The sequence below is a fragment of the Rossellomorea sp. KS-H15a genome, assembly GCF_024195245.1.
In the GTDB taxonomy this organism is placed as follows: Bacteria; Bacillota; Bacilli; order Bacillales; family Bacillaceae_B; genus Rossellomorea; species Rossellomorea vietnamensis.
Window position 1 is genome coordinate 1,826,737 of the sequence record NZ_CP096886.1, and the last position, 16,576, is coordinate 1,843,312.

At 45.6% G+C, this 16,576-nt stretch carries 16 protein-coding genes; 10 read left to right on the forward strand and 6 right to left on the reverse strand.

What is annotated here, in order from left to right:
* The first annotated feature begins 80 nt into the window (after positions 1–80).
* The gene (gene proC, locus M1J35_RS09440; protein ID WP_254653496.1) at positions 81–887 is read left to right on the forward strand and encodes a pyrroline-5-carboxylate reductase; all 807 of its coding nucleotides are present in this window, start codon (positions 81–83) and stop codon (positions 885–887) included.
* Between the two features lie 121 nt (positions 888–1,008).
* The gene (locus M1J35_RS09445; RefSeq protein ID WP_254653497.1) at positions 1,009–1,548 is read left to right on the forward strand and encodes an NAD(P)H-dependent oxidoreductase; all 540 of its coding nucleotides are present in this window, start codon (positions 1,009–1,011) and stop codon (positions 1,546–1,548) included.
* A gap of 77 nt (positions 1,549–1,625) precedes the next feature.
* Here the strand turns inward: M1J35_RS09445 and M1J35_RS09450 are convergent, their stop codons facing one another.
* From M1J35_RS09450 to M1J35_RS09460, 3 genes are all read right to left on the reverse strand, one after another.
* A complete protein-coding gene (locus M1J35_RS09450; protein WP_254653498.1) occupies positions 1,626–2,279 on the reverse strand; it encodes an SIMPL domain-containing protein in 654 nt (217 codons plus the stop codon).
* Positions 2,280–2,287: 8 nt separating this feature from the next.
* The gene (locus M1J35_RS09455) at positions 2,288–2,755 is read right to left on the reverse strand and encodes a hypothetical protein (protein ID WP_254653499.1); all 468 of its coding nucleotides are present in this window, start codon (positions 2,753–2,755) and stop codon (positions 2,288–2,290) included.
* Positions 2,756–2,843: 88 nt separating this feature from the next.
* Positions 2,844–3,794, reverse strand: a complete 951-nt coding sequence (locus M1J35_RS09460; protein ID WP_034760262.1) for an L-lactate dehydrogenase — start codon at positions 3,792–3,794, stop codon at positions 2,844–2,846.
* Positions 3,795–4,124: 330 nt separating this feature from the next.
* On the opposite strand from M1J35_RS09460, the gene M1J35_RS09465 reads away from it, so the two are divergent.
* Complete coding sequence (locus M1J35_RS09465; protein WP_079534760.1) at positions 4,125–4,661, forward strand: GNAT family N-acetyltransferase; 537 nt, start codon at positions 4,125–4,127, stop codon at positions 4,659–4,661.
* A 143-nt stretch (positions 4,662–4,804) separates the two neighbouring features.
* On the forward strand, positions 4,805–5,350 hold the full coding sequence (locus tag M1J35_RS09470) for a histidine phosphatase family protein (RefSeq protein ID WP_254653725.1): 546 nt from the start codon (positions 4,805–4,807) through the stop codon (positions 5,348–5,350).
* A gap of 59 nt (positions 5,351–5,409) precedes the next feature.
* Here M1J35_RS09470 and M1J35_RS09475 read toward each other — a convergent pair whose 3' ends face one another.
* The gene (locus tag M1J35_RS09475; RefSeq protein WP_254653500.1) at positions 5,410–6,711 is read right to left on the reverse strand and encodes an NCS2 family permease; all 1,302 of its coding nucleotides are present in this window, start codon (positions 6,709–6,711) and stop codon (positions 5,410–5,412) included.
* A gap of 241 nt (positions 6,712–6,952) precedes the next feature.
* On the opposite strand from M1J35_RS09475, the gene M1J35_RS09480 reads away from it, so the two are divergent.
* From M1J35_RS09480 to cydC, 3 genes are all read left to right on the forward strand, one after another.
* The gene (locus M1J35_RS09480) at positions 6,953–8,596 is read left to right on the forward strand and encodes a M20/M25/M40 family metallo-hydrolase (protein ID WP_224520598.1); all 1,644 of its coding nucleotides are present in this window, start codon (positions 6,953–6,955) and stop codon (positions 8,594–8,596) included.
* Positions 8,597–8,804: 208 nt separating this feature from the next.
* Positions 8,805–10,535: a thiol reductant ABC exporter subunit CydD gene (gene cydD / locus M1J35_RS09485; protein ID WP_254653501.1), complete on the forward strand. Its 1,731-nt coding sequence runs from the start codon at positions 8,805–8,807 to the stop codon at positions 10,533–10,535.
* Positions 10,536–12,254, forward strand: a complete 1,719-nt coding sequence (gene cydC, locus M1J35_RS09490; protein WP_254653502.1) for a thiol reductant ABC exporter subunit CydC — start codon at positions 10,536–10,538, stop codon at positions 12,252–12,254. It abuts the gene before it with no gap.
* A 53-nt stretch (positions 12,255–12,307) separates the two neighbouring features.
* Here cydC and M1J35_RS09495 read toward each other — a convergent pair whose 3' ends face one another.
* On the reverse strand, positions 12,308–12,925 hold the full coding sequence (locus M1J35_RS09495) for a nitroreductase family protein (RefSeq protein ID WP_224521125.1): 618 nt from the start codon (positions 12,923–12,925) through the stop codon (positions 12,308–12,310).
* Between the two features lie 797 nt (positions 12,926–13,722).
* A complete protein-coding gene (locus M1J35_RS09500; RefSeq protein WP_254653503.1) occupies positions 13,723–13,863 on the reverse strand; it encodes a hypothetical protein in 141 nt (46 codons plus the stop codon).
* Positions 13,864–14,011: 148 nt separating this feature from the next.
* On the opposite strand from M1J35_RS09500, the gene M1J35_RS09505 reads away from it, so the two are divergent.
* The 3 genes from M1J35_RS09505 (at position 14,012) to M1J35_RS09515 (ending at position 16,476) form a co-directional block, all read left to right on the forward strand.
* A complete protein-coding gene (locus M1J35_RS09505; protein WP_179126141.1) occupies positions 14,012–14,971 on the forward strand; it encodes a LacI family DNA-binding transcriptional regulator in 960 nt (319 codons plus the stop codon).
* A 208-nt stretch (positions 14,972–15,179) separates the two neighbouring features.
* The gene (locus M1J35_RS09510) at positions 15,180–15,446 is read left to right on the forward strand and encodes an MscL family protein (protein ID WP_254653504.1); all 267 of its coding nucleotides are present in this window, start codon (positions 15,180–15,182) and stop codon (positions 15,444–15,446) included.
* Between the two features lie 97 nt (positions 15,447–15,543).
* Positions 15,544–16,476 carry an ATP-grasp domain-containing protein gene (locus M1J35_RS09515; RefSeq protein ID WP_254653505.1) on the forward strand — a complete coding sequence of 311 codons (933 nt, stop codon included), beginning with the start codon at positions 15,544–15,546 and terminating at the stop codon, positions 16,474–16,476.
* Positions 16,477–16,576 lie beyond the last annotated feature (100 nt).

Sequence of the window (16,576 nt, forward strand, 5' to 3'; positions counted from 1 at the left end):
AAGAGGTGAAACATGTTAATAGAAGGGAAAGTTTGGTATGATGCTAAAGACTGTTTACATAAAATCGAGAGGTGAAAGAAATGGATAAAACCATTGGATTTATAGGATGTGGAAATATGGCGCAGGCCATCATGGGAGGGATACTGAAGTCCGGGCTGGTGGACAGACAATCTGTTCGTGCAAGTGCCAGGACTCAGGAAACCCTGGATATGGTCAGAGAGAAATTTGGAGTGAAGGCGACGGATGACAATCTGGATGTAGCAGCCTTTTCTGATATTGTGTTCATTGCTGTGAAACCGGATCAATACAAGGACCTGATCGAATCCATCAAACATTCCTTGAAAAAAGACAGCATCATCATTACGATTGCGGCTGGAATCACGATTGAATGGATGGAAGAGCAGATTTCCCCTTCTGCCAAAATCGTACGGACGATGCCGAATACTCCGAGTCTTGTCGGGGAAGGAATGACCGCATACTGTGTGAATGAAGAAATAACAGAAAGCGATTTGGAACATGTCCAGGCAATCCTTGAAAGCTTCGGAAAGGCGGAAAAGATCGAGGAAAGCTTGATGGATGCAATACCGGCAGTGAGCGGCTCCTCTCCTGCCTACGTGTTTATGTTTATCGAAGCACTCGCCGATGGAGCCGTCCTCCAGGGAATTCCGAGGAATCTTGCCTATCAGCTGGCATCACAGGCAGTGCTTGGGGCAGCTAAAATGGTCCTTGAAACCGGCACTCATCCAGGAGAGCTGAAAGATGCGGTCTGTTCACCCGGAGGCGCAACGATTGAAGCAGTGGCTGCTTTAGAGAAACACCAGTTCAAGGGGGCTGTATTATCGGCCATGGAAGCCTGCGGGCGCAAATCGAAATCCCTTGGTGAATAGCTGATTGAGTTACCTGCAAATTTAATAGGGTAAATAAAAAATAAAAATTTTTAAGATAATATTTGTATGTACAAATGTATATGTGTTATTATTTGTACATACAAATAAGGAGTGAGAGAATTTGAAAACATTAGTATTGGTTGGCCATCCAGCCATTGAAGAATCCAGAATGAACAAAGTGTGGGCAGACCGGCTGGAGAAGGAAGAGAACATCACGGTCCATCATTTATATAAAGAATATCCAGATATGCAAATTGATGTAGAAAGAGAACAACACCTTCTGCTTGGACACGATCGCATCGTGTTTCAATTTCCATTCTATTGGTACAGCACTCCCGCCATTTTAAAAGAATGGCAGGATCAAGTGCTTCAATACGGTTGGGCATACGGTTCGGAAGGGACGAAGCTCCATGGAAAGGAATTTCTGGTTGTCACTTCAACAGGCGGACCTGCCGGGGCTTACCAATCAGGAGGCTATAATCATTATTCCATGAGTGAATTGCTGAAACCATTACAGGCGATGGCTAACCTCACGGGGATGACCTTCCTGCCTGCATATGCCGAGCAGGGAGTCAGGATGTTGAGTGATGAAGAAGTCGCCATTTCTGCAGAAAAAGTGGCTGCCTATGTGAGGGATGGGGATTTGAAGAGAGGTCGGTAGGCGGTATTTTGTAAGAGTGATGGAAAGTGGATGCCAGAAAAAAACTGCCTCAGTAGTTCTCTACTTTGGCAGTTTATTTAATGGGTCCTGAATTCTACTGTGATGATGGCTGTGACGGCAATTTGACCCGGTTGAACGGCCGTACTTTCGTCGGCTGCCTTTAAATAGGCGGTGTTCATAAAGGGAACGGCTGAAGGCCGGGATTGTTCCGTAATGGATTTGGGCTGCGGATTAAGCTGTTGATTTGATTGGCCGGATAATGTGAGTGCCTTTTGGTATGCCTCTTGATAGGCTAAGGCGAGAGCCTGCTGGTAGGATTCGATGGGGTTAGACTGAATGAACTGAATGTTTTCCACTCGATTGGCCCCACTCTTTAAAGCATCATCAATGATCTTTCCGACTTTTTCGATCGACTTAACAGTGACCCTGAATACTTGTCGAACTTCATAACCGGTGAACGTTTGTTTTCCATCTTCAAATTGATACTGTGGAAGAACTTGATAGGTGGACGTCTGAATATCCTGTCGGCGAACTCCGTTATTTAAAAGGGACTGAACGACCCGATTGGAAAGTTGCTTGTTCTCGTTTTGGGCAACTTCAAGCTCTTTATCATTCGTCACAATGCCTATCGATACGAGGGCTTGATCCGGATCGACATACAAAGTATGTTCCCCGCTCACGGTTATGATGCCATTCGATTGATTGGTTCGATAGTATGGGATTGAGTGCATGGCGCCACCTACACGCACGTAAAGGATTCTATTTTATCCAAATCGATGCCGAAGTACACCCATGTGAATCCGATCCATCTCCATCCGGCAATGGAACGGCGCCCGACAAACACCGGGTAGAACCAGAAAGCATCTCTTCTTAACCATATATACGTGTAACGGAATAAGCATCTTCTGATGGCACCCGGATCGACTGCGAAGGTGCTCGGTCCACCCTGCGTTCCTTGAAGTGCCGTTTTTTGCGGTTGGAAGTTCGGTGGTGGACCGGGTGGTGGTTGGTTTTGTCCCCCCTGCCCGCCTGTAGGGGGTGGTGAGCTTGGTGCTCCTTGTCCTCCACCGGGAAAACCGGGAATGCCTGGGAAACCACCGCTGCCTGAACCACCGCCGCCTGGAAATCCAGGAATACCAGGGAAGCCACCACCGGAACCCTGTCCTCCCCCGGGAAAACCAGGGAATAATTGTCTGTGATCGTACATAGAAGAACCTCCTCATAAAGAATTCTCTTTATCTTATGAGGAGGGGGAGTGGGCGTGCGTGTCTAATCTGCTGTGATAAGGTGGCCCATTAAGATTCCAGCGCTTTTTTCATGACGTTTTTCAACGTTTGGGCAGAATGGGAGAACTGGGCCTTTTCTTTTTCATTCAAGGGAAGTTCGACAACTTTTCGGATTCCATCCCGGTTGATGATGGCCGGTACACCGATATACATGTCCTGTTCCTGATATTCTCCTTCAAGGAGGGCGGAAACGGTCAGGATGCTGTTTTCATTATTGAAGATGGCTTTGGTGATCCGGGCAAGTCCCATGGCGATTCCGTAGTACGTGGCCCCTTTTCGTTCGATGATGTGATAGGCGGCGTCCCTTACATTGACAAAAATGTCATCGAGGTCTTTCTGGACGTTCTCCCTGTCCATATCAATCAGTTCATTCAACTGACTTGCACCAACTGTCGTATGGCTCCAGACCGGGAACTCTGTGTCACCATGTTCCCCCATGATATAGGCGTGGATATTTCGTGTATCGATATCGAAATGCTGGCCGACCAGGTAGCGGAGCCTGGCTGTATCGAGGATCGTCCCTGAGCCGATGACTCTCTCTTTCGGCAGGCCGGAGAATTTCCAGGTGGCATAGGTTAAGATGTCGACAGGGTTGGTGGCGACAAGGAAGATTCCGTTGAAACCACTTTCCATGACGGAGTCTACGATGTTTTTGAAGATCTTCACATTTTTTTCTACAAGATCCAATCTGGTTTCACCGGGGGCCTGATTGGCTCCGGCCGTGATGACGACCAAATCAGCGTCTTTACAATCACGATAATCCCCGGCTGAAATCTTCATGGGGGAAGCAAAAGCAAGACCGTGATTTAAATCACGTGCATCTCCGTCGGCTTTCTCCTTATTCAAGTCGATCATCACAAGCTCATGGGCGATTCCTTGATTGAGAAGAGCGAAGGCATAACTGGAACCGACAAATCCTGTACCGATTAAAGCTACTTTGTTTGTGCATTTGACTGTCATACGTCATCACCTATTCTTTCATAATTTGTCCTAGCGATTGGTAACATCCGTTCCCGATGGTTAGAGGGGAAGATTGAATCCGTTGATATTGTGAAGTATTTCACAAACAAATCATAACACGTTTCTCACTGATATTCTATTAATAAATACATCCTATCATACATTTATTGTGAAATGATTCACAAATTTGTCAAAGTTACTGGAGGGGGACGGACTTGATTCCTAGGACCTGGTTCTAGGAATCAAGGTCCGTCCCTCTAAAAGAAGGGTTTTTTAGTGGTTGTGATGAATGTATAGAGGAAGAGGTTTGTTTATGGAGGTGCTGTATGTATGAATGTCGTGAGTGGGGAGTTGAATGTCCGTCCGTTAGTGGCTGGGGATAAGTACACGCTTTCAAGGTGGTTGACGGATCCCGTGGTCCTGGAATTTTATGAAGGCAGGGATCGCCCTTTCACACCCGAGATGGTGGAGGAGAAATTCTTCTCGGATAGGGGTGTCATGAGTTGTCTAGTTGAGTATGAAGGAATTGAAATCGGTTATCTTCAATATTACCAGCTCGATCATGAGACGATGATACGCTACGGCTATACGAATCTGGATGAAGTGATTTATGGTACGGATCAATTCATCGGAGAGGCGGATTATTGGAATAAGGGAGTCGGGACAAAGCTCATTCGTGCTGTGGTGGAATACTTGCTTCAGAAGGAGGGAGTCCACCGCCTCGTGATGGATCCGATGACATGGAACACGAGAGCGATTCGCTGTTATGAGAAATGTGGATATAGTAAAGCACGGATACTCCGGGAGCATGAGCTTCATGAAGGGGTATACCATGATTCATGGCTGATGGAGTTCATACCCGAGTAAATGGAAGATACACCTGTGGCTTTTTGAAAAGTAAAAAAGTAAGGACATGATTTCTACGCAGTACATATCGAATAGTCAGGGGCTGTTCAAACGGGCGGCCCTATTTATTGTTGTCTAAGAGAAAGGAGTGAATGGATGTGACCGTGACTAAATTATATCTTGTCAGGCATGCCCACTCGATTTATACGCCGGAAGAGTTAACGAGGCCCCTGTCTGAAAAGGGAAGAAGGGACGCTCTTAAGGTGACGGAACGACTGATAAAAGAAGGGATTGACGTGATTTGTTCCAGTCCCTACAAAAGAGCCGTTGAAACGGTAGAAGGAATAGCCCGGCATATCGATCAGGAAATTACATTGGTGTCTGAGATGAGAGAGCGCACACTATCCTCGGTGCCTGTCGAAAACTTTCAGGAAGCCATTTCATCGGTTTGGGCTGATCCTTCCCTTGCACTGGAAGGCGGAGAGTCGAATCTTACCGCTCAAAAGAGGGGTGTCGAGGGGATATTTAAAATATTGGAAGAATATACTGGTAAAAACGTGGTGATTGGAACCCACGGAAATATTATGGTCCTGATCATGAATTATTTTGACGCGGGATATGATGTGGAATTCTGGAGAGAACTTGAGATGCCGGATGTATATTGTTTAGCATTCCATGATAGAAATCTCGAGAGTGTAAAAAGAATATAATCGCAGCTCATTTAAAAAAGACCGTTCACTGTGAACGGTCTTTCGAGTATCTATCTGAATCAATGAGGCAGGAACGCCAGCTGATAGAAGAACAGGACAGCAAAGATATAAACAAGTGGATGTACTTGTTTCCATTGTCCTTTCACTACTTTCAGTAAAGGATAAGAAATGAATCCCAGTGCGATCCCCGTTGCGATGCTGGATGTTAAAGGCATGCTCAGGATGATGAGGAATGCTGGAAAGGCTTCATCCAGCTGATCCCATTTAATTTGGGAAATGCTTCCCATCATCAGGCTGCCCACGATGATCAGGGCAGGAGCCGTAATGGCAGAGATCCCAGATACGGAATTGACCAATGGCCCGAAAAAGGCGGAAGCGATAAACAGGATCGATACGGTCAAGGTTGTCAATCCCGTTCTTCCCCCGGCAGAAACGCCAGCCGAAGACTCGATATATGCGGATGTCGGGCTCGTCCCGAACATCGCACCGATCGTTGTCGCGATGGAATCGGCTAGAAGTGCCTGCCTGGCCCTCGGAAGGGTGTTTCCTTTCATAAGTCCAGCCTGCTGTGCCACTCCGATCATCGTTCCCGTCGTGTCAAAGATGGTGACAAGTAAAAATGAGAAGACGACCGCGTATAATCCATACTGGAAGACGTCGGCAAAAGCCGTTACCGGGTTTGCTACCATCAGTCCTTCAGGAAGATGGGGAATGGCGACGAATCCTTCTTTAAAGGAAAGGTCTCCCGTAAAGTACGCAATCAATCCAGTCACGATCATCCCGATGAACAGGGCTCCATGGACGTTCAGGACCATGAGGATCAGTGTGACGGCCAATCCGGTCAATGCAAGAAGTGCTGAATGGGAATGAAGATCCCCAAGCTGTACTAAATTTGTCGGATGTGCCTGGATCAATCCAGTCAGACGCAATCCGATAAAAGCAATGAATAAACCGATTCCCGCTGTAATTCCGTGCTTCAGATTCTGAGGAATGGCTTCGATCAATTTTTTTCGCAAGGGTGTTAAAGAGAGCAGGATGAAGACGATCCCTGCTACGAAAACGGCAGAAAAAGCAACGATATATGAAATATCATCATGTGCACCGACAACTGAGTAAGTAAAATAAGCATTCAATCCCATACCTGGTGCAATGGCGATCGGATAATTTGCAAACAATGCCATCCATAACGTTCCGGCTACGGCCGATATGATGGTTGCTAAGAATACCTGATCAAACGGGACACCCGCATCGGATAAGATGATGGGATTCACAACCACTATGTATACCATCGTCAGGAATGTTGTAATACCGGCAAGTATTTCCGTTTTGGGATCCGTACCGTTTTCCTTTAATTTAAACATCGTAAAACCTCCAATAAAAACGAACATTAAAAACACACAACTTCTATAATATTCGGTAATAGAACGAATTTCAATAGAAAAGACCGAATTATTTTTAAGAAAATATCTTGAAACCCCTTCCAAACCCCATTCTTTTTCGATAAGATGTTATCAATTATAGAGGAATCAGTTTCTATAATGCCCATGCATTGAACGATTTACCACGCATAGGCTCATATTTCTTTAAGAAAGGGGCGGTACTATGTATACTCAACTGAAAAACAAGTCAACTTCTGAACAGATCGAACTCATCACACGATCCTTAATCGCTCTGAAAAGTTATAACGGTACAACCGGCGAAAGTGAGAAAGCCCTATTTATATATAAATTGATCTCATCGTTTCCTTATTTCAAGCATCATCCCGAAAGAGTCTGGCTACAGGAAGTCCCTAATGATCCGATTGGAAGGAAGAACGTCTTTGCCTTTGTAAAAGGGGCGTCTTCTAAAACCGTCGTATTTCATGCCCATTACGATACGGTGGGAACAGATGATTATGGGGCCCTCCAGGATATGGCCCATGACCCGGATTTTCTGCAGAAGTTTTTCATGGATTATGAAGGGGAGGAGAAGGTAAAAGAAGATGCCCTTTCAGGAAACTGGCTGTTCGGGAGGGGCTCCTTGGATATGCAGAGCGGGATCGCCGTCCATTTAGCGAATCTTTTATATCATACAGGGGAAAAACAGCCGGATGGGAATTTACTCTTCCTGTTCAATGGGGATGAAGAAAGTGAGCATGCCGGGATGATTGCGGCTTTAAGTGATCTCCACCGCTTGAAAAACGAAGGCTTTGACTATTTAGCAGCAATCAACACAGACTTCATTTCCCCTATTTATGACGGGGATTGTAAACGGTATATTTATACGGGAGCAGCGGGGAAGCTGCTGCCAAGTTTCTATATATATGGAAGAGAAGCACATGTAGGGGATGTTTTGACATCGATTGATCCAACCGTGATCGCTTCGAAGATCAATCTCGAAATCAATCAGAATCTTGATTATCTCGAGGATATCCCCGGGGAGTTCACCCTGCCGCCTTCATGTTTACATTTTAAAGAGGATAAGCATACGTATAATGTTCAGACACCACTCAGCGCGTCTCTGTATTTCAATTATTTTGTATATGAAAGAACGGCTCGTGAAGTGCTGTACGACATGAAAAAGGTCGCTTTGAAGGTAGTAAGTGAAATGGAAGAGCGAAGCAAAAGGCAGTTTGAACAGTACCGCAACTATCACGGATTCCCTGAACGGGAATTTTCATGGGAAGTGGAAGTCCTTACGTTAAGGGAGTATATATTCTGGCTGAAAGAAAGGGGCATAGATCCGGACCCCGTCATGAAGAAAATCTTTCATGATATGGAAGGGGAGGACCGACGGACGATTGCTTTTTCAATGGTGGAAGCCCTCCAGCATCTTGATCCCGACCGGACACCAAGGGTCATCTTGTTCTTCGCTCCGCCTTTTTTACCACATAATTTTGTGAATGAGGAAAATGAGTACGGCAAGAAGGTGAGAGAGGTGCTCGGAACCTGCTTGGATGACATATCAAATGAGACAGGCGAAGAATTCGTCATCAAACGGTTTTTCCCATATCTTGCAGATGGCAGCTTTCTTTCCCTTCACGAAGAAGATGAAGATATCGAGGTTTTCAAGAAGAATCTGCCCCTCATTGATCACCTGTACCCGGTGCCCATCGATATGATCAGAAAACTGAACATCCCCTCCATCAATATAGGAGTCTACGGGAAAGATGGGCATCAATGGACCGAAAGAGTGTATAAACCTTATACGTTCTCCGTCCTGCCGGAGATCATCAGGCGGGTGACGAAGGACTTATTGGAAATTTGATTTGAAATAGGTAGAGAGGTTATTTTCCTCTCTATTTTTTATTGGTCATTAGAGTGTGATTTACTATAAAAATGAATTTTTCTGGATTCTCACTAGAAAATTGTCACAAAACGGTCAATCCCAAAAGATGCATGAACGGAACAAGTTTACTATAATATAGATTGTGAAGTATTTCACTAACTTTTAACTTTTGGGGTTGAGAGAAAATATGAAAGAGCTTAATCAATTAGCCAAAGAGCAAAGAGCATCGACCATGACGCTTTACGGGACTTCCCTGTTGATGGGAGGAGTCGTTGTTGGGCAGGCGTATTTGCTCGTAAGCATTGTTCATTCAATATTCATAGAGAAGCTCGGGTTCCAGGAGATCCTCCCGATGCTTGGGGCTTTGCTTCTCATACTCATAGGGAGGGCCGCCCTTTCATTTGTCAATGGCCGGATCGGAATCAGGATGGCAAGAAAGGTGAAGGGGGACCTGAGGAAACGGCTGTTAAAGAAATGGGCAAAGAATCCCCTTCAGGCCACCATTCAAGGTCAATCGGGTCAAAAGGTCAGCACGATGATGGATGCGGTCGATGGGGTGGACGGATTTTTCAGTCAGTATATTCCTCAAAGGATCCAGACCACCATCGTTCCTTTAATCCTGTTGATCACCATCTTCACTGAGCATGTGTATACAGGTTTGATCATGGTGGTGACGGCTCCATTCATCCCATTATTCATGGCCATCATCGGAGTCATGACCAAGAAGAAATCAGAGAAGCAGATGGATAAGCTGACCGCGTTTTCCGGGAGGTTCCTCGATACTCTTCAAGGATTGCCTACTTTAAAGTTACTTGGGAAGGGGAAGCAACAGAAAGAGGGGATCAAATCAAGCAGTCTGGATTTCCGGGAAGCGACCATGGATGTATTGAAGACGGCATTTTTGTCTTCCTTGATGCTTGAGTTCATTTCCATGTTAAGCATCGGCCTGATCGCCCTGGAGGTGGGGCTGAGATTGGTAGTCTTTGAGAGTATCCCATTCTTTACCGCTTTCTTCGTTCTTGTCCTGGCACCGGAATTCTATCAGTCTTTAAAAGAGCTGGGGAATGCATTTCATACCGGTCGTGGGAGCATGGGGGCCGCAAAGAAGGTCATGGAGGAGCTTCAGGAAAAGGGTCAGCCGGTCAAATGGGGGGAAAGGGAGTTCAATTCAAATGGGATTCCTCCCACCATCGAACTGCGTAACCTCGGGTTCTCCTACAGTGAAAAAGGCTATGCCCTTCAAGGGGTCACCGCCTCCTTCCCTTCACAGAGCCAGGTGGCGGTCATCGGTCAGAGTGGAGCGGGGAAGACAACCCTCCTTCATCTGCTGGCAGGTCTGCTTGATCTTTCTGAGGGAGACCTTCTCATTAATGGAGTCCCGAGAAGCGAATACGCGGAAAGTGACTGGTTTGATCAATTGAGTTACATTTCACAGAACCCGTACTTATTCTCTGGCACGATAGCTGAAAATATTGCGGTCGGGGGAAGAAAAGGGATCACTCGAGAAGAAATCGTATCCGCTGCTGAAAAAGCGGGGATTGCTGAAATGATCGCTGGACTTCAGAAGGGATATGATACACCGATCGGGGAAGCGGGGAGAGGGCTTTCCGGTGGGGAGAAGCAGCGCATTGCCATTGCAAGGGCGTTCCTCAAAGGTCCGTCCCTCATCCTGTTTGATGAACCGACTACCGGACTGGATATTGGTACCGAGCAAATCCTGCAGTCGTCGATGGAGGAGTTGGCTAAGGGTTCTACCGTCATTACAGTAGCGCACCGCCTTCATACAATACGAAAAGCAGATGCCATTTTGTTGTTGGATAAAGGAAAAGTGGCTGGGCTTGGAACTCATGAGGAGCTCATGAAATCGGCTCCTCACTATCGTGATATGGTGAATGTACAGCAAGGGGTGAAACATTAGATGAAAGAATTACAATTTGTCGTAAAGCTGATGATGAAGGAAAAGAAGGATGTTGTGTATTCGATTCTTTTAGGCTTTCTGGCTGGAATTACCTCTGTGGGACTCTTTGCTTCAAGTGGGTATTTAATTTCCAAAGCGGCCTTGGAGGTACCGCTTTATGCCCTGACCGTCATGATTGCTCTGTTAAAATTGTTTGGTTTAACGAAGGCACTTAGCCGGTATGGGGAACGTTATTTTTCCCATCGGGCCACGTTCACGATTTTGGCGAACTTGCGGGTTTCCATTTATGAAAAAATCGAGCCCCTAGCACCGGGGATCTTCGGGCGTTATCGGAGCGGGGACCTTCTTGCAAGAATCGTCGGGGATGTTGAGAGCCTGCAGAATTTCTTTCTTCGTGTCTTTTATCCGCCCGTGATCCTGGTGATGGTATTTTTAAGCACGGTTTTATTTACTGTGTTTTACTCTGTTTCGATTGCCCTGGTCCTACTCGGAGGTCTATTGTTGACAGGCTATATCGTCCCAGCCTACTTCGCTTTTAAACAGAGAAAAGTGGAGGCGACGCTGCGGGAAAGACGTGGGGGATTATCGACCGAGGTGACGGAATTTCTTTATGGATTCAGGGACCTGAAGATCTACCGGAGACTGGAAGATAAAGAGGCGAATCTAGTCCAGGCAGCGACAGGGTATGTGACCGAACAGGAAAGGGAGAGCCGATATTCCCTCTTTAGTCATTCAACGAACATCCTGGTTTCCCTGCTCATTTCATGGATCGTCTTGGCATTGGGGGCTTATTCAGTAGCAGCGGGTCAATTGGACGGAATATTCCTTGCCATGCTTGTCATGATCTCATTAACCGTATTTGAAAACGCCACACCCATGGCGATCCTGCCGACCCACTATGAAGATTCTCGTCGGGCGGCAACAAGGCTCACTACCATCACGAATGAAGAGTCTATCGAGAGGGATGGACCTCCAATGGCTTCGGTTTTTGAAGGGGATGTTCCTGCCATTAGCATGAAGGATGTGAGTTTTTCCTTTGACGGGGAGGAAAGGAAGACACTGAACGGGGTGAATCTCGAGCTTCCCGCAGGTTCGAAAACAGCGGTCGTAGGACCATCGGGGTCAGGCAAGTCGACGTTACTTCAATTGTTATTACACTTTTACCCAACGGATGAAGGAGCAATTTTTGTCAATGATGCGTCCATTGAGGATATCGATAAAGAATCATTGTGGGGGTATGCGAATGTTGTTCTTCAAGAAAACCATTTCTTTTACGGTACAATCAAAGAAAATCTGATGCTCGTGCGTCATGATTTGACAGATGGAGAAATGATGTCGGCATTGGATAAAGTGAAACTGGATCACCTTTCTTTAGAGGATGAAGTATTGGAAAAAGGAGAGAATCTTTCCGGAGGGGAAAAGCAGCGGTTGGCGATTGCAAGGGCCCTTTTGAAAGGCGCACCATTATGGTTGCTCGACGAACCGACATCTTCCGTTGATGCACTGATGGAAAAAGAAATATTTGACCATCTGTATTCAGCAGCCGACGGGGATACGCTGGTTCTGATCAGTCATCGATTGACAGGTCTTGAAAAAATGGACCAAATCATCGTCATGGATCAGGGGAGTGTGGTGGAATCAGGAAGCTATCAGGAGCTTATGAGACAAAAAGGCTATTTCTATGAAATGAAGCAGATTGAAAAGAGCGTCCTATTCTAACTCACACTAAAGAAGCCACATCCCATTCAGGATGTGGCTTTAGTAACAGGCAATCATTCTGCCCAATCAATTAAGTTTCGGATGTCCAGTCGATCTGTCTTTCGAGCTTTTTGAAGCGGTTTTCCGATTGTGATCAGCATGATCGGAAGATAACGCCCGGATACTTTGAATTCAGAAACGAGGGCAGCCGGATTGAATCCACCGATCGGACAAGTGTCCCAGCCCTTCGCTTTTGCGGCAAGCATGAATTGCATGGCAGCGAGTGACGCATTGCTGTATGCAGCGTCCCGAGGGTATTCCTCACGGCTGTACGCACCTTCGATCTGCTTCTTCAGCACCTCTTTGATTTCCGCCGTCATTTCGCCTTTCTCAATGGCAGGATCAAAGACGGGATCGATGTTCTTATTGGCTTCTAGGTCACCAAGTATAGCTACGACAGCAGAAGCATCATGTACCTGCTGCTGGTGATAGGCGATCGGAAGCAGGCGTTCCTGCACTTCTTTTTGGTCAAATACAAGGAATCTCCATTGCTGCAGATTCCAGGCAGATGGAGCTTTCCCAGCCGCCTCTAACAGGCTGACCAATTCCTCACGGGGGATTTCCACCTGAGGGTCGTATACTTTCGTGGAGCGGCGTTCGTCGACGATTTGAAAGAAATTATCCATGAGTATGCCTCCTTGATGTATGAAGAAATGTTATAATGTGGTATATAATTGTATGTTACTTACTTTTTGTAAGTTGTTAAGCAATACGAACAATATAACCGACGTTTTAGTATGCGTCAAGGAATGAAGTTTTAGGATGTGTGAAAGAGCGATCTTCGGTGGATGTTTTGCATAGTAAATACTGTTGCTTTTGGCTGTAGCGAGTAGTGGTTGATTTCCGCTGCAGGTGCTCGCTTTCCGCGGGGCGTGAGTTGAGCCTCCTCGGGCTTTGCCCTGCGGGGTCTCAACTTTCCCGCGTTTCCCGCAGGAGTCGAGCACCTTCCGCTCCAATCAACTTTCCAAGTGTAAGTCTTCACTATAACAATGTAATGTAGAGAGTGCTTTACAATCACATTCACCAACTCCTATTCTATTAGTTGCAGTGACCGATTACTGTAAAACATACTTTTCTAACCTATCCTGAATGACTCATTTTGCTCCGACACATCCAAAATGAGCGAACATTCGAAAACTGCAGTCTGTGTATGTATAACAACTTTGGTGAAATGGTCCTTCTATAATTATTGCTAAAGCGTCTTCAGTGTATAAAGCAGGGTCTAGCTATTGATTGGAGTGCAAGACGAAGACTCCTACGGGAAAAGCGGAATAGGTAAGACCCCGCAGGAGCTACAGCGACGAGGAGGCTTGCCTTCCGCCCGAGGAAAGCGAAGTCTTGCACGGAAATCAATAGCGGTGTAACAAGTGATCCTAACTAATTTTTGTCTTTAGAGAAAATGGACAATTATGTTCAAGCCTCATACGAGTTAAAGGAGCTTAGAGTTGTAAATGTGCTCAAAGGGATCATTTTGATCGTAGGAAGTGTGGAATTGGATGGGCTTTAATGCAGCGTAACTTCCGCCGATGATGATGGCACAGAGAATGGGTAAGGATAAAATGCCGAGCATAGTATAGCCTCCTTATCATGTTATTGGAATGAAAGAGCATTGGTATTCCTTGCATGATTTTACTTTAAAGTGTGAAACGCGTTTCAGAGCAAGCGTTATTTTAAGAGATCGTTTAGGGTTGGAATATGGTTACTTAAGGGGTATGGGTATGACAAACATTAGAAGTATTGCAAAGCTTGCAGGAGTTTCGGTGTCAACAGTTTCGAGGGTATTGAATGACCATCCTTATGTGAAAGAAGAGAAGCGCCGAAAGGTCCTGGATGCTGTGGAGCAGTTAAACTACATAAAGAACGCGAACGCCGTCCATTTATCAAAAGGGAAAACCTATAGCATCGGAGTGATTCTGCCTTATTTGAATCTTCCTTACTTCGGGGAGATTCTTCAAGGCATAGCGGGGGAAGCGTTAAAGCATGGCTATCACCTCCAGCTTTTTCAGACGGATTATGACAGGGGGGCTGAACTTGATGCCTTTCATCGACTTCAGATGAAGGAAGTCGATGGATTGATCCTGACGTCACGCTCCAATTCTCTGGATGCTCTTGCTTCATTTATCAGTCCGAATGTGGTTTTTTGTGAAAATGTATACGACCCCACATATAAGAAGGTATTCATTGATCATTATCAGGGGATTCGGAGCGGGCTCCAGTATCTTTATTCTAAAGGGCATTCGAGAATCGGGTTGTGTTTGCACAGAACATTTGGGACGAATAGCGAAGAGCGGATCCGGGGATTCTTCGACAGCGCAGAGGCTGCCGGCCATCCCGTTCGTGACGAGTGGATCTTCAATGACTGCTACGATCTTCAGGACGGACGGGATGTGTTGAGTGAATGGGAACGGATGGAAGAGAAGCCCTCTGCCCTTATTGTAACGAGCGATCAAGTATCTGCGGGAATGGTGGCAGAGGCGGGAAAAAGATCAATCAGGATTCCAGACGACCTGGCTATCCTGAGCTTTGATAACCATCCCCTTTCCGATGCCCTGGATATCACATCTTTTGAAGTACCGATAAGAAAGGTGGGGGAAGAAGCGTTTAAACTCTTTCTTGAATCGGAACATCCTGATCCGGTCATATTGAACACAAGATTGTTTGAACGGGGAAGCGTGTAAGTCATGCTGCTCATTAGAGGGAGGGAAAACCATGCAGGGGAACAATGAAGAAAAAATGCTCGTCATCCTGATGGGAGTTGTCGCATGTATTGTATTGATCGCCATCATAGGAAAATATCTTTTTTAAGGAATTAGCCTTCATAACACGCTCCTTTTCCCCATATCTTAAAGTAGTGAAGCATCTTCAGATAAGACAGGAGTGATTGGATTGAGGAAGTTCCTGGGCTCATTGGTTGACCTTCTTCTGATTGCCACGAGTATTTTTCTAATGGTTAAACTGCTCAATCGTTTAACTGCCAGTGATCAGGCTTCTAAGGTTCATCGAACGAACAATCTTGAAGTCCTGCAGGAAATCAGAGACATTCTGAAGGACGATTTTAGGAGTGCCCGCATAGCGGTACCGGTCAAAGCCCGTGATCTCCTGACGAAAAGCGGCATGAAAATTCAAATGAGGACGGATCGTAAGTTAAAGTGAATTCATGATCATTGCCTAAATCCTACTTTTATAGTAGGATTACTTTGTGTTAAAAGACTGTATATTTAAAATCATACGAACAAATGGGGTAATGATCATGAAAAAAATTCATATCATTCATGAAAACAGTGAATGGACCAATCATTTAACGGCCAGGCTTGATGAGCTACAACTGCCATATGAGGAATGGTTCCTTGATCGTGGACTCGTCGAATTATCATCAAAGCCGCCGGAAGGTATTTTCTATAATCGAATCAGTGCGTCGTCTCATACGCGAAACCATCGTTTTGCACCGGAGTTGACGGAGAGCGTTCTATCCTGGTTAGAGCGAAACGAAAGAAAGGTCCTGAATGGAAGCCGTGCCCTTCGCTTGGAAGTTAGTAAAGTAAATCAGTATACAGCTTTGAATGCTGCCGGCATCAAGACACCGGAAACCATTGCAGCCGTTGGGAAAGAACAAATAATCGAAGCTTGTGAAAAGCTTGGTAAACCATCTTTCATCACGAAGCATAATCGTGCAGGAAAAGGTTTGGGAGTGCAATTGTTCCATTCGGTGGAAGCATTGAAGAATTATGTGTACAGTGACGACTTTGAAGAGCCATTAGACGGCACGACACTTATACAGGAGTACATCGAAGCACCCGATGCATCGATTACACGCTGTGAGTTTATAGGTGGTAAGTTCATGTATGCAGTAAAGGTGGATACATCGGATGGATTCGAATTATGTCCTGCTGACGTATGTCAGGTGGATGACCTATTCTGTCCTGTAGGGGAACAGGAAGACAAGCCTAAGTTTCAGATCAGGGAGAACTTTTCACATGAGATCCTGACATCATATGAAGCGTTTTTGCATGCGAATACAATCGATATTGCCGGGATTGAATTTATTCAGGACAAAGAAGGTAACATCTACACGTATGATGTGAACACGAATACGAATTACAATAAAGAGGCCGAGTCGAAGTCCGGGCAATACGGAATGCTCGAGCTGGCAAAATATCTTGGTGAACAATTGAAAACGGTGTAAGGTGATGACTCTCCTGTAGTACAGGAGAGTTCTCTTATGTAAATAACAAGTTACATATATAATTGTAACGATAGAGGGATTAGTATGGTAGAATTTTTAT

Bases quoted from the DNA above. Each gene is read 5' to 3' on its own strand.
- proC (WP_254653496.1), top strand. From the start codon at position 81: ATGGATAAAACCATTGGATTTATAGGATGTGGAAATATGGCGCAGGCC.
- M1J35_RS09450 (WP_254653498.1), bottom strand. From the start codon at position 2,279: ATGCACTCAATCCCATACTATCGAACCAATCAATCGAATGGCATCATA.
- M1J35_RS09455 (WP_254653499.1), bottom strand. From the start codon at position 2,755: ATGTACGATCACAGACAATTATTCCCTGGTTTTCCCGGGGGAGGACAG.
- M1J35_RS09460 (WP_034760262.1), bottom strand. From the start codon at position 3,794: ATGACAGTCAAATGCACAAACAAAGTAGCTTTAATCGGTACAGGATTT.
- M1J35_RS09465 (WP_079534760.1), top strand. From the start codon at position 4,125: ATGAATGTCGTGAGTGGGGAGTTGAATGTCCGTCCGTTAGTGGCTGGG.
- M1J35_RS09475 (WP_254653500.1), bottom strand. From the start codon at position 6,711: ATGTTTAAATTAAAGGAAAACGGTACGGATCCCAAAACGGAAATACTT.
- M1J35_RS09480 (WP_224520598.1), top strand. From the start codon at position 6,953: ATGTATACTCAACTGAAAAACAAGTCAACTTCTGAACAGATCGAACTC.
- cydD (WP_254653501.1), top strand. From the start codon at position 8,805: ATGAAAGAGCTTAATCAATTAGCCAAAGAGCAAAGAGCATCGACCATG.
- cydC (WP_254653502.1), top strand. From the start codon at position 10,536: ATGAAAGAATTACAATTTGTCGTAAAGCTGATGATGAAGGAAAAGAAG.
- M1J35_RS09500 (WP_254653503.1), bottom strand. From the start codon at position 13,863: ATGCTCGGCATTTTATCCTTACCCATTCTCTGTGCCATCATCATCGGC.
- M1J35_RS09505 (WP_179126141.1), top strand. From the start codon at position 14,012: ATGACAAACATTAGAAGTATTGCAAAGCTTGCAGGAGTTTCGGTGTCA.
- M1J35_RS09515 (WP_254653505.1), top strand. From the start codon at position 15,544: ATGAAAAAAATTCATATCATTCATGAAAACAGTGAATGGACCAATCAT.